This window comes from Corynebacterium sp. HMSC074A09, assembly GCF_001811545.1.
GTDB classification, from domain to species: domain Bacteria; phylum Actinomycetota; class Actinomycetes; order Mycobacteriales; family Mycobacteriaceae; genus Corynebacterium; species Corynebacterium hiratae.
In genome coordinates this window covers 1-12,760 of the sequence record NZ_KV805169.1, presented here as the reverse complement: position 1 = coordinate 12,760, position 12,760 = coordinate 1, and the positions used below count along the sequence as shown (strand labels likewise).

11 protein-coding genes, 1 tRNA gene and 1 pseudogene are annotated in these 12,760 nt (G+C 62.4%); 5 read left to right on the top strand and 8 right to left on the bottom strand.

Annotated elements, in window-relative coordinates:
* Positions 1-138 precede the first annotated feature (138 nt).
* The gene (locus HMPREF2807_RS11430; protein WP_070513040.1) at positions 139-1,053 is read right to left on the bottom strand and encodes a polysaccharide deacetylase family protein; all 915 of its coding nucleotides are present in this window, start codon (positions 1,051-1,053) and stop codon (positions 139-141) included.
* A gap of 187 nt (positions 1,054-1,240) precedes the next feature.
* Between HMPREF2807_RS11430 and HMPREF2807_RS11425 the strand changes: the two genes are divergently transcribed.
* Positions 1,241-1,313: transfer RNA gene (locus HMPREF2807_RS11425), tRNA-Ala, on the top strand.
* Between the two features lie 57 nt (positions 1,314-1,370).
* Here the strand turns inward: HMPREF2807_RS11425 and HMPREF2807_RS11420 are convergent.
* The 5 genes from HMPREF2807_RS11420 to HMPREF2807_RS11400 all read right to left on the bottom strand — a co-directional run bounded on the left by HMPREF2807_RS11420 (position 1,371) and on the right by HMPREF2807_RS11400 (position 6,622).
* Positions 1,371-1,901, bottom strand: a complete 531-nt coding sequence (locus tag HMPREF2807_RS11420; RefSeq protein ID WP_070513038.1) for a GNAT family N-acetyltransferase — start codon at positions 1,899-1,901, stop codon at positions 1,371-1,373.
* A gap of 18 nt (positions 1,902-1,919) precedes the next feature.
* Entirely contained in the window at positions 1,920-3,755 is a 1,836-nt protein-coding gene (locus tag HMPREF2807_RS11415; protein WP_070513035.1) for an ABC transporter ATP-binding protein, read from the bottom strand.
* The gene (locus tag HMPREF2807_RS11410) at positions 3,752-5,326 is read right to left on the bottom strand and encodes an ABC transporter transmembrane domain-containing protein (RefSeq protein ID WP_070513032.1); all 1,575 of its coding nucleotides are present in this window, start codon (positions 5,324-5,326) and stop codon (positions 3,752-3,754) included. Before HMPREF2807_RS11410 ends, HMPREF2807_RS11415 begins: the two co-directional genes overlap by 4 nt.
* Positions 5,327-5,409: 83 nt before the next feature.
* Positions 5,410-5,613 carry a hypothetical protein gene (locus tag HMPREF2807_RS11405; protein WP_046648675.1) on the bottom strand — a complete coding sequence of 68 codons (204 nt, stop codon included), beginning with the start codon at positions 5,611-5,613 and terminating at the stop codon, positions 5,410-5,412.
* A 166-nt stretch (positions 5,614-5,779) separates the two neighbouring features.
* Entirely contained in the window at positions 5,780-6,622 is an 843-nt protein-coding gene (locus tag HMPREF2807_RS11400; protein WP_046648673.1) for a hypothetical protein, read from the bottom strand.
* Between the two features lie 364 nt (positions 6,623-6,986).
* Between HMPREF2807_RS11400 and HMPREF2807_RS11395 the strand changes: the two genes are divergently transcribed.
* Entirely contained in the window at positions 6,987-7,910 is a 924-nt protein-coding gene (locus HMPREF2807_RS11395) for a methylenetetrahydrofolate reductase (RefSeq protein ID WP_070513029.1), read from the top strand.
* Positions 7,907-10,171 (top strand): 5-methyltetrahydropteroyltriglutamate--homocysteine S-methyltransferase, encoded by a 2,265-nt coding sequence (metE, locus tag HMPREF2807_RS11390; RefSeq protein ID WP_070513027.1) that lies wholly within the window; start codon positions 7,907-7,909, stop codon positions 10,169-10,171. Before HMPREF2807_RS11395 ends, metE begins: the two co-directional genes overlap by 4 nt.
* Before the next feature lie 27 nt (positions 10,172-10,198).
* On the opposite strand, the gene HMPREF2807_RS11385 is transcribed toward metE, so the two are convergent.
* Positions 10,199-10,837, bottom strand: a complete 639-nt coding sequence (locus tag HMPREF2807_RS11385; RefSeq protein ID WP_070513023.1) for an HAD family hydrolase — start codon at positions 10,835-10,837, stop codon at positions 10,199-10,201.
* A 69-nt stretch (positions 10,838-10,906) separates the two neighbouring features.
* Here HMPREF2807_RS11385 and HMPREF2807_RS11380 point away from each other — a divergent pair, with 69 nt between their 5' ends.
* Positions 10,907-11,437, top strand: coding sequence for a peptidylprolyl isomerase (locus HMPREF2807_RS11380; RefSeq protein ID WP_046648667.1), 531 nt, complete (start codon positions 10,907-10,909; stop codon positions 11,435-11,437).
* Between the two features lie 71 nt (positions 11,438-11,508).
* Positions 11,509-12,153, top strand: a complete 645-nt coding sequence (locus tag HMPREF2807_RS11375; protein ID WP_070513020.1) for a rhomboid family intramembrane serine protease — start codon at positions 11,509-11,511, stop codon at positions 12,151-12,153.
* 490 nt (positions 12,154-12,643) lie between these two features.
* Here the strand turns inward: HMPREF2807_RS11375 and HMPREF2807_RS14270 are convergent.
* Positions 12,644-12,760, bottom strand: a pseudogene (locus tag HMPREF2807_RS14270) (IS3 family transposase); the annotation flags it as partial.

Below are 12,760 nucleotides of genomic sequence, written 5' to 3'. Positions count from 1 at the left end.
GGTTTATCCACACGAAATGTCCCTTAAGCCAGGGCTGCGACCTCAGACGGATCTACGCAAAGACAATGCCGTAGGGCAAGCTACTTGTGTTAGCTTGCACCTACGGCATGAGTTGATGTTGGGTTGTTACCTTGTGGTCTACCTGCTGAGGTACTGGCGTCCAGGTTCAGGGTTAGGGATTAGGGTGTCCAGCGATACTGGCTCTAAACCTCTGGCCCGGAGGCCGTCAATAACGCATGGGGCGGCATCAACTGTCGTGACGTGAATGTCATGCATGAGGATGATGTCGCCTGCTTGGGCGCCGTCTACGGCTGCAGCGCAGATATGGTCGGAGTTGCGGTCCTTCCAATCTAGGGTGTCTACACTCCACAGGGCTTGCGCTTGTCCGTTGTTCTTGGCCGCGTTAGCGACTGTCTGGTTCGTTGCACCGTAGGGTGGTCGCACCCAACGAGGGCTTTCGCTAGTTGCTGCCTTGATGGCTGCGGCGCCTGATTTGATTTCGGCGTCAACCTCATTCGCGGGAAGCTTGTTTAGTTCGCGGTGTGTGTCGGTGTGGTTGCCAACGGTGTGGCCCTCCGCTTCCATTCGGCGGAGGAGCTCGGGATGGGCATAGGCATGAGGAGCTAGAACCATGAAGCTGGCGTGGACGTCCTTGGCCTTCAAGGTGTCGAGAAGCTGGCCCGTCAATGCATCTGGGCCATCGTCGTAAGTGATGGCCACACAATTGGAGCAGGTATCGTCCGCTATTGATTGGGACTTCGCCTTGTCAGCGTGGTTGGGATTGTCTGCTTGTGGCGTGGTGCTCTGGGTCGACGCCGGGCGTGAGGACCCGGCAAAAACTGGATCGTCCTGTAGCTCCTTGGGCAGGGCCTTGTAGGCCTCGTACTCGATGCGGTCTACTTCTTTGCGCATGTCCTGCACAGTCGGAATCGTTGGCTGTGGAATGGATGGCTGTGGGAGCGAGGGCAGCTGTTGGGCCGTTGCCTGCTGTGGCACCATGACGGTGGCAGCCACCGTGAGTGCGGCTACGGAGCGGAGGAGTATTCGGTGCATGATGACCTTCCACTTAAGTTTCAGAGACGACTCATTGTCCCTCTTCCGCGTGTTGTTTTCTCAGGTGACACGCAACTAATGAGGAGTGAGTTAACTAAAGTGACGAAAGTTACCGTGCTTGGTGGGGATTACTATGCCGGTCATGATTTCGTAGATGGGCGCACAAGGAGTACGCTATGTAGCTGCTGGGGCATTAGCTCAATTGGTAGAGCATCTGCTTTGCAAGCAGAAGGTCAGGAGTTCGATTCTCCTATGCTCCACAAGGCGCTCACACAGTGAGCGCCTTTTAGGTTTTCTGGTCTTTCTGGTCTTGTTGATCAGTTGTCTTCTGATGTGGCCTTGTCGATGTCTTTGGCATTGGCGTTGCTGTCGAAGCGCTTGACTAGGACGATGTGGCCGTCCCGCTCGCTGACTGGCTCGAAACCCAGGTGGAGGTACAGGCGATGTGCGCGGTCGTTGTCTTTAGCCACTGAGAGTGAGATGCCCGGGGCGCCCATCTCCCGGGAGAGGTCGGTGGCGGCGTCGATCAGCAGGGTGCCCACTCCTTGGCCCCGGAAGCGGGGCTCCACGGCCAAAGCGAGCTCTGGAATACCTTCCGCCACGTGGCCAAATCCATGGCGCTCAGCCGTACCCCAATTCAGCCACACGCCACCGGCGGGGACGTGGCCCTCCCAAGCGATGAAACCTCCGCGGGAAGGCTCCCAATCGCCGAGGTAATAGTCGAAACCTTCCTCGAAACCTTCAGGGAGTTCCTTGTGCTCATCGCCGAAAGTATCGGCAAGGAAGTTGATACGGGCCAGATAGGTGCGGTCGGCTTCAGTAAGGGAAAGAAGATGCATGAGCTCCATGGTAGGCGCGGAGAAGACCTATTTCCCATGCTCCCATTGGGCATAGGCCGAGGCATAGCGCCCGCCCAGAGCGATGAGGTCGGCGTGGGTACCGTCCTCGACGATCTGGCCTTGTTCCATGACGATGATGCGGTCGGCCTCGCGGGCTTGGTCCAGGCGGTGGGCAACGACGAGTGAGGTGCGGTCTTTGGTGACGGCCTTGGCGGCGTGTTCGAGTACCTCGGCGTGCTCGGAGCCGGCCTCGGAGGTGGCCTCATCCATGATGAGTACTGGCGGTTGGCGCAGGATCATGCGGGCCAGTGAGAGCTGTTGCTCGGCCTCCGCGCCAATTTCCTCGTTGCCGGCGCCGATGAGTGTGTCCAGGCCTTGGGGTAGCCAGCGCGAATTCTCATCAAGGCCCACGGTATTGAGCGCGCGCCAGAGTTCCTCATCGCTGGCATCGGGTTTCGCCAGCAGCAGGTCGCTGCGCAGTGTGCCGGAGAAGAGATGGACTTCCTGGGTAATGAGGGCGACGTGCTCGGTGATCCAGGTATTCGGCACCGTGGCGGTATCAATCCCGTCGAGACTGATGGTGCCCTGTGTGGGGTATTGCAGGCCCGCGACAAGGGAGGCGAGGGTCGATTTGCCCGCGCCGGAGGTGCCCACGAGGGCGGTGGTGGTGCCGGCGGTGAGGGTCAGGGAGACGTCGTTAAGCACTGGCGCCCCACCGGGGTAAGCGTAGGAGAGGTGCTCGATGGTGATGGTGGGGGCGTCGCTAAGCCGGGGAGTGTCCTTGTGGTTCGTATCGGTGCCCTTCTGGTTCGCGCTGGTGTGCGCGCTGTCCTCGAGGGTGGCCAGGGCGACGGCGCGGCCGAGGGAGGTCACGGAGTGCTGGATTTCACCGGCGAAGAAGAGGATGTTGAACACATGGATCTCCAGGCGCATGACCAAGAGCACGGCGGCGGTGGCCTCACCAGGGGTAAGCCAGCCCCAGATCACCATGGGCACGGACATGAGGACCGATCCCAGCAGCAGCACCGCGAAGGCGAGGGCACCCTGGCCAACGATGCGGTTGATGAGCGGAACCTTGTCACCCCAGGCCTGCACTGTATCCCAGGAGTAGCGCTCCATGCGCGCGTGTGCCCAGTCTTTGAGGGAGAACTGGCGGAGGGTCTCCAGTGCGCGGATGGTGTCCAGCAGCACGTTGTTGCGGTAGGCCTCTACTGACGAGACTTCGTTGGCGATGGCGGGGATATCCCGCATGGTACCGCGGATGAAGGGGTAGAGCAGGCAGCTCACCGCGATGAAGAGCAGGGCGTAGGCGGGGTGGATGAAGATCATCATGAGCGCGGTCAGCGGCAGCATGAAGAGGGTGAGCACCAGGCGGTCACCCATCATGGAGATGGCCATGACCACGGTGTCGATATCCTTGGACAGGCGCGTGATGATGTTGCCGGTACCTAGTTCCATGACGGCCGGCACGGGAGCACCGAGGGTGGAATCCAGCGCTGAGGTGCGCAGATCCACCGAGAGTCGGCGGGTGGTGGAGGTGACCAGGTAGCGGCCCAGGGTGCGGCCGGTGACCTCCACGAGGAAGCCCACCGCGATGACGATGAGTGCGCCGACCATGGCTGTGCGTCCCGTGCCAAGGACGGGAAGCTCCACGCCCTGGATGATGTCGACGACGCGGCCGAGCACCTGGGAGACCAGGTTCATCATGATGACGGTGACGGTAAACAGGCCGAAGAAGAGGGCGATGCCGAGCCTGCTGGGGGCACTGGGCAGGGTCTTGAGGAAGCGCAAGCACTCCTGTGGGGAGGCGGGCGCGAGGGCATCCGCGCGGTCTTTGTTGGTGGTCTTGTGTGCGTTGCTCATAGCTCCACCACCTCATCGGCGTTGGCGGCCCACGTGGAGGCGGAAGTGATTACCACGGTGGTCTTGTCGGCGCGCAGTTCGCGCACGCGCTTGGCGACGTCCGCCAGGGTCAACGAATCCAGCCCCGTGGTGGGGTTATCGAGCACGAGAACGTCGGGATCGAGTGCGAGTGCGCGGGCCAGGGCGACGCGCTGGCGCTGGCCGCCGGAGAGGTTGAGGCCGGCCTCACCAATGGGTGCGGTGGGAAGCTCGCCGCCCGGGCCTAGCCCGCCGAGGCGGATAACAATGTCCTCGCAGGCGGAGGCGTGCAGGGCGTCGTGGGTTTGGGTTTGGGTTGCCGCGCGCAGCGGATCGACGTTGTCCTGCAGGGTGCCCTCCAGCACGGAGATGCGGTGCGGCGGGCACAAAGCGCCGTTGTCGTTGAGGTAGCGCACCCAGGAATCCACGGTGCTGCGACCCGCGGCGGTCGTGGGCATCCACACGTGCAGGCCAGGGGAGAGCTCGATAGGCGTGCCGGTTGTCTTCTCGGTAGTGGTATCGAGCTGGCCCAGCAGCTCGCCAACACGCTCCACGGAGGCGCGTGCTCTGGCCCAGTTCTCGGTGAGCAGGCCCAGCGATACGCCGAGCGCGGTCAATGCCGGGGGGGCGAGCATGGTAATCGCCATCATGCCGCCGGGGGCAATGTGGCCTTCGAAGGTTTCCCAGGAGGTCCAGGCCAGGATGCCCACCGCAAAGGAGGCGGGGACCATCTGCCGCACCCAGGCCATGAGGGAGGACAGCTTGGCCTCGTGGAGCATGGTGGTTAGGGCTTCGTGAGCGGCGTCGGAAAAGCGCTGGCGGGCAATGTCCTTGGCGCCCAGGCCTTTGATAACGCGGGAACCTTGGGCGAAGTCCGTGGCGAGTGACAACGCGGTGTTTTCCAGCTGGCGGCGGCGCGCAGCAACCTTGGTCAGCGGCTTGGTGGTGGCCCACGAGGCCAGCGCGGTGGCGAGGGCACCGATCAGTAGGGCGGCGGAGACCTGCCAGGAAACCGGAGCGAGGCTGACCACGGCGCCTAGGAGGTAGCCGACCATGACGAGTGGGAAGTTGAGGATCTGCTTGAGTTGGCCGATGTAATGCGAATCCTCATCCATCGTGTTGAGCAGCCGGCCGGGGCTAATTCCGGCGGTCGAGGCACCCAGCAGCTTATCCAGCAGGTTAAGGCGCAGCGTGTGGGTGGTGCGGGCCTGACTCAGATCCGTGAAAGCATCCGCTGTGGCTTCGCAGATATAGGCGACGTAGAGGATGACCGCGGTGGCCGCAAGCGGCAAGGCTACGGTGCGCCAGGAGGGATCGGAAAAGGCATACTGCGTAGTGTGGCCGATGATGACCGAGACCAACGCGCCCAGCGGTGCGTTGATGAGGGTGGCGATGAAGATGCCGATGACGCCGGTGCGTTGGGCACCCAGCATCCGCCACGTGGCGGCGCCGGGCCGAGAGAAGTCGGTGGTCTCAGTGAGGGATACCTCCCCGGTAGGTGGTTCATCGGGGAGGTACCACGACCACGTCCGCATGCGTGGATAGTGAGTCATAAGGACTCATCTTATAGCGCAAGGCGCATAAGGTGGTGATTTAGATTACAGCGAAGAAGGATCGCTGTAACGGGTTGCGCGGCTTAAGCCAAGTGGTAGTTGTCCACGTCGTAGCCGTTGAACTCGCGGTCGACGCCGTAGTCATCGATGGAGGTGAACTGCGTGCCGTTTTCGATGGCAAAGCGCAGGTTATCCACGCGGGTGGACGGATCACCGCTGACGGCACCGGCCGGAAAATAGAAGGTGTCCCCGCTCTTGAGCTTGACGATGAGTGATTCGAAGCTCATTCCTGATCTCCTTGCCTGCTGCTGATACGGTGGCGGCGCAAAACTGCGCGCGGGCACCGATCCTTCACGATCGATGCCGATTAACCCTCGATTCAAGCAGGTCGGGCCCGTGCAGGCAAAGGAGTGAGATCAAGGCAACGAAACACGCACCCCCAAGGATGGGGGATTAGTTCTCCTCTTCGGTGTGGAGGCGGTGCTTGCCCTCGGACTCGTGGTCGTCGGTGATGCGGGAGGTGTCGGCATCCTTCTTGTCGGCGTTGCTGACCTCGATCTCGGTCTCGACGGCGTCCTGAATAGCGGTTTCTTCCTCGCGGTGCTTGGCCAGCTGCTCATCCAGGGAGCCCAGCAGCTCCTCGTCGCGCTCGACGACACCTTCCTCAGCCAGGTCGGACTCCTTCTTGGCATCGTCCTCAGTGGTGGAGGTGTAGACCAAAGTGGAGCCCTGCGGTGCAGACGGGGAGGAGAAGTCTTCGACGCGCGGCGGGACGGCGGACTCCTTCTCCTTCTTCTGGGTGAAGAAGTAGTAGATGCCGCCGCCGATGGCAGCAAGAGCGGCAACGAGTGCGGAGATCAGCCAGATCTTCGAGCCCTTTTTCTTGTCCTTACCGCTGATGCGGCGGGCCTTCTTTTCGGCCTTGGAAGCCTTCTTCTTAGCCTGCTTGCGGGCCTTGGAGGCCTTCTTTTCTGCCTGCTTCTGGGTCTTCTCCCACTGCTTGGAGGCCTTGTCCTGGGCCTCCGCGGCAGCCTCGGAGAGCTTTTCGGTGGCTTCTTCGCTGCGTTCCTTCAGCTCCTCCAGGGCGCGCTCGAGGCGGGAGTGCGCGGCCTTGGTTACGGCACCCGCTTCGCGGCGGGCCTCGGAGAACCAATCACCATCGCGCTCTTCCATGCGGGCGGCGGCGGTCTCCAGGACGGAGTAGGCCTCGCGAGCCTTTTCATCGCGGCGTTCCTTGAGGCGCTCCACCAGGGCGGAGGTAGCGCTGATGGCTGTGGACAGGGCGGCGGGGTTCATGGGCTCAGGTGCTCCTTTATGTCAATACTGAGGTGATGTGTGTTGGACAACTGTTTATGGAGTGATTGTCGGCGCCGAACCGGGGTGTGCCCGCGTTCGCGCTGGATACTCCCTTTCAGCGTAGTGGCGGCGCGCAGGTCCCGCCACCATATGCGCAAAGGCCGCGAGCTGTTCAAAAAAAATAGACAGCTTTGTACGGATGAGGCGGGTTTTTATTCATTGTGGGTTTGCGTTAACGGTGCAGCTGACTGGGTTCTAAAGGTATCACCAATACTAAAACCCTTTCGCGAGAAATGGACAGCTTGGTACGTTTTGGGACATCAACACCGACGATAAACAACGATAACCTGCGGAGGAGGTGAGCATGTCCCCGCGACTCTCCGCATCCGCGCCACTAGACCAAATCAGCGAAGATACGCCTAAGGAGCTCAAGCGCACCGCTCTCTCTTTCGAGGTGATCCCGCCGCGTCACGATGCGGACGCCGCCAAGATTGACCGCTTATTGGCCACGCTCGCCGCGTATAACCCCGACTACATCGCCGTCACCAGCTCCCAGCGCTCCGGGTGGCTGGAGGGAACCGCGGCGTTTATTGAGAAGATTTCGCGCGATACCGCGATGCGTCCTTTGGCCCACCTGGCCTGCACGGCCGGCACGGAGGAAGAGCTCGTTGGCTGGATCGACACGCTGGTCGACGCCGGCGTCCGCGGCCTCCTCGCCCTTCGCGGCGACCTGCCGGAGGGCGGCATGCCCGAAGGTCATCTGCCGCACGCTGATTCCCTGGTCCGGCTCATCCGCCGCTGGGAATCCGACCGTGTGGCGCGCTTGGCGGCCGGGCGCTTGGCGGTGGGCGTGGCCTGCTATCCCAACGGCCACGCCGAGTCCGCGACGCCGGACGAGGATATCGACGTCCTTTTGGCCAAGCAGCGCCTCGGCGCAGACTTCGCCATCACCCAGCTTTTCTTCGACGCGGAGGACTACGTCCGCTTCGCCCAGCGCGCCCGGCTGGCGGGTGTGCGCATTCCGCTGATCCCCGGGATCATGCCTATGACTAGCCGTGCTCGGGTGGAGCGAATGTGCCAGCTGTCCGGGTTGGACGGGCCGACCAAGGTCCTTGACCAGCTCGCGGCAGCGACCTCCCCCGAGGAAGAGAAAGAAATCGGCATGCAGATTACGGCCTCGTTGGCGAAGTCGGTGATGAACGCCGGCGCCGACGGGCTGCACATCTACACGCACAACAATCCAGACATTACGACTGACCTGCTACATCGAATTGGAGCCATCCCATGACCGCATCCTTCCCCAAGGCCACGATTGAGGGCTACCCACGAGTCGGTGCCCACCGCGAGCTCAAGCGCGCGCTGGAGTCCTACTGGTCCGGCAAAATCGACGCCGAGACCTTCGAATCCGCCGCGCACTCCCTGCGCCTCGATACTTACGCTCGCCTCAAGGAGCTGGGTCTCACTGAGGATTACGCCATCCCGGCCGACGTCGCCTACTACGATCACGTCCTCGAAACCGCACTGACCGTGGGCGCTGCCCAGGGCGAGAGCCTCGATGATGAGTTCACCCTGGCCCGCGGTAACAAGGACACCGCGCCGCTGGAGATGACCAAGTGGTTCGACACCAACTACCACTACATCGTTCCTGAGATCACCGATGACCAGGCTTTTAGCGCCCGCCCGCAGCGCGTGCTGAAGATCGTCGAGGAGGCCCGCGCCGCCGGTCACACCGTGCGCCCAGTCCTCGTCGGCCCGGTGACCCTGCTGGCGCTGTCCAAGCAGGCCGAGGGTGCCACCAAGCAGCCCCTGGACCACCTCGATCAGGCAGTCGAGTCCTACCTCACCGTCTTGGCTGAGCTTCACGACGCCGGCGTCGAATGGATTCAGCTCGCCGAGCCCGCCCTGGTCGCCGACCTCGTCGCCGCTGACGACTCCACCCTCGCCGCCGCACTCAAGAGTGCCTACGGCCGCATCCTGAGCGCGGAGAAGCGCCCGCAGGTTTACCTGACCACGCCCTATGGTTCCCTCAACGCTGGCCTCGATGTCATCGCCGAGCTGCAGCCGGAAGCGGTCCAGGTGGATCTGTCCGTCGGCACCCTGGCCCTAGATAATTCCTACCTCGAGCGCGTGGCCAAGCTCGCCGAGGCCACCCACCTCGCCGCCGGCCTGGTCGACGGTCGCAACGTCTGGGCCGCCAACCTGCGCGACCTGCGCGAGAAGCTCGAGAGCCTCGGCGAAGGCGTTTCCGTAACCACCTCCGTGTCCCTCCAGCACGTGCCGCACACCGTGGAGGCGGAGACCTCCCTTCCGGTGGACGTCGCCACCTGGTTCGCCTTCGCTGATGAGAAGATCCGCGAGGTCGTCGCACTCGCCGCCGGCCCGCTGGACACCCCGGAGGCCTATGCGCAGGCCGACCGCGCCGTGCGCACCCGCGCCGAGTCCTCCCGCACCCACGACCAGGCAGTGCAGGACCGCACCGCGCAGCTGCCGGAGGGCCAGGTTCAGCGCCAGCCGGAGTTCGCCGAGCGCAACAAGGCACAGGAGGCCCTCGGCCTGCCGCAGCTGCCGACCACCACCATCGGCTCCTTCCCGCAGACTGCTGAAATTCGCGCCGCCCGCGCCGCACACCGCAAGGGCGAGCTCTCCGACGCCGACTACACCGAGGCACTGCGCAACGAGGTGAAGTCCGTCATCGAGCTGCAGGAGCGCCTGGGCCTGGACGTCCTGGTCCACGGCGAGCCGGAACGCAACGATATGGTGCAGTACTTCGCCGAGCTTCTCGACGGCTTCGTCGTCACCGAGAACGGCTGGGTCCAGTCCTACGGCTCCCGGTGCACCCGTCCGCCAATCGTCGTCGGCGACATCTCCCGCCCGAAGGCCATGACCACCGAGTGGGCGAAGTTCGCGCAGTCCCTGTCCGAAAAGCACGTCAAGGGCATGCTCACCGGCCCGGTGACCATCCTGGCCTGGTCCTTCGTGCGCGATGACGTTCACCAGTCCGTCTCCGCCGACCAGCTCGGCGTGGCGCTGGCCGACGAAGTCCGCGACCTCGAAGAGGCCGGCATCGACATCATCCAGATCGATGAGCCCGCCCTGCGTGAGCTGCTGCCGCTGCGCGAGAAGGACCGCAAGGCCTACCTCGACTGGGCGGTGCGCTCCTTCCGCCTCGTAGCACTCGAGGCCAAGCCGACCACTCAGATCCACACGCACCTGTGTTACTCGGAGTTCGGCCAGATCATCGACGCCGTCGCCGGCCTCGACGCCGACGTCACCTCCATCGAGGCGGCCCGCTCCCGCATGGAGCTGCTCGAGGACATCGATGAGAAGTTCCACTCCGAGATCGGCCCGGGCATCTACGACATCCACTCCCCGCGCATCCCGTCCGTGGCGGAGATGGCCGAGCTCATCCGCGCCGCTCTGAAGAACGTGCCTGTGGAGCGCTTGTGGGTCAACCCGGACTGCGGCCTGAAGACCCGCGGCTACGAGGAGACCGAGGCCTCCCTGCGCAATATGGTCCTCGCCCGCGACGAGGTCCGCTCTAGCCTCTAGAGGTTTAAATCTTTGGATTTAAACCTTTTAAAAGTAGCCCATCGCCGTCAGCTCACTGAGCGCGGCGATGTCTCCGTTTCCGGCCCTATCGAAGTGCAGCGCTTTGAGCCCCGCGGCCCGGGCGCCCTCGACATCATTGGCCACCGAATCACCGATCATCAGCGTGGAGCCAGGCTCCACTTCCAGTCGCCGACAAGCCTCAAGGTAGGCCTCTCGGTGCGGCTTCGGATGGCCCATCTCCACGGTGGGGAAGAGCTCAACGCCTGGCAGGTCGAGCCCGCCTGCCCGCAGTTTGCCCATTTGCATGTCTCGCGCCCCATTCGTGAGCACACCGACCTTGAGCCCTAAATCCAGGACATACTCGAGTGCTTCCCGCGCGCCCTCCACCGCGCACCAATGCTTCTCGTAGGCGGCTAGGTACTTGGCATATTCCGCCAGCGCCTCCTGCTCCGTCATTTCTGGGCGGCCCAAGAACTCGCGGCAGCGCTCCACGCGCTGGCCCTGGTGGGTGACCTCGCCGCGCTCGTAGGCGGCGAACCATTTCTTTTCGATCTCCGCGAAGCGCTCGTGATGACCGCCCGGCAGCCACTCCTCGACGGCCGCATGCATCGCGGCGGTGTGGTCCATGAGGGTGTCATCGAGATCGAAGAGAACGGCGCGGATCATGCTTGTAACCCTACGCAGATCGCTCACAGCGTTGTGCCGGAACGACGCGGTGGGCGAAATTTCCATACAATGGCTGGCATGACTCAGAAGACCGCAACTGCAACGATGCACACCAACTACGGTGACATTGTTATCGACCTGTTCGGTAACCACGCACCGGTAACCGTTGAGAACTTCATCGGCCTGGCCAAGGGCGAGAAGGACTACACCACCCAGAACGCCAAGGGCGAGCAGTCCGGCCCGTTCTACGATGGCGCTATTTTCCACCGCGTCATCGACCAGTTCATGATCCAGGGCGGTGACCCCACCGGTACCGGCCGTGGCGGCCCCGGCTACCAGTTCCAGGATGAGTTCCACCCGGAGCTGCAGTTTGACCGCCCGTTCCTGCTGGCCATGGCGAATGCCGGCCCGGGCACCAACGGCTCCCAGTTCTTCATCACCGTGGCGCCGACCCCGCACCTGAACAACCACCACACCATCTTCGGTGAGGTCACCGACCCGGCTTCCCAGGAGGTCGTGTCCAAGATTGCTAAGGTCTCCACCGACCGCATGGACCGTCCGGCTGAGGACGTCGTCATCGAGTCCATCGAGATCGCCTAAGCGTTCTTAACTTTTCATCCGAGCCCGCTGCCACGTGATGTGGTGGCGGGCTCGTTGTTTTAGGAGTCTGCGTGAAGAATTATCTCCGTTCGGCACCGGTCACCGTTGTGTTCATGGTGCTGTGCATTGGGGCATGGTTGGCTACGGCCGTCCAAGGCAAGACCCTGGCCACTCCGTATTACGAAAGTTCCTTGGCTCAGGACTGGACGTTGTGGGGACCGGATGTGGCTGCGCATCCCGCCATGGTGCTCACAGCCGGATTCATGCATCTTGATGCCGGGCACTTGTTGGTCAACATGGTGATGCTGCTCTTTGTGGGCAGGGAAGTAGAACGCGCTTTGGGTAGTGCGCTCTATGCGGCGGCCTACCTTATCTCGGTGGTGGGCTCCTCGGCCGCGGTGCTGTGGATGGATTTTGACACGCCCACGGTGGGTGCCTCCGGTGCTCTCTTTGCGCTCATGGGTCTACTCATTGGTGTGTACCGCAGCCGCGGTCTAGACCTGCGCGCACCCATCGTCCTCGTGGTGGCCAACGTTATCTACAGCTTCGTGGCGGAGAACGTCTCCGTGTGGGGGCACTTGGGCGGTTTGCTCACAGGACTGCTGTTGGCACCATTCCTCTTTCGCAAACGCACGTGGCTGCGGTGGCTGGGGATATGGCTTATTGCTGTCGTGGTAGCCGTGTTAGCGGCGCTGCGAGCTGGGCTTTGGGGATAACTCGGGCGTGTTATCCACCAAAACCTTTGTGCGAAAGAATTCCACACAAGTTATCCACATTGTGGATAACTACATTTTTGTAATTTACCGAACGTGTGCGCCAAGATAACCGCAGATCAGCAGCTTAATCGGTTGAATTCGAAGTTTTTGTGCGGGCTGTGGGAAGCGTGAAAACACTTATCCACAGGGTGTGGAGAAAGGCTGTGGAATTCGTTTTCCACAGAGTTATCCCCACCCTGTGGATAACTTTGTACCCAAGGTGTTAACAGCGCTCCGGTTGCGGGGTGGGTGGTGGTGTTTTAGTCTTTGTCGCATGGGGGATTTGGAGACTTATTTCTCCTATCGCAGTTCGGGGTTGGATCTTGTGGGGCTTGCGGTGGGCAGTGTGGATGATTTACGCGCGCGTGGTGCATCAAGGGCTGATGCTGCGGAGTTGGCTGGATTGCATGGGGGGGCCTGACCCCCGGAAAGTAGACACGTCGGGGGTTAGCTATGCTGCTTGGGTCAGTGTAGCTGATGTGAGTGCTTCGTAGTCATCGGGGGCTAGAAGATTGCACCAGGAGTGTCGTCTACGGGTGTTGTAGCGCATGCACCATCGGAAGACTTC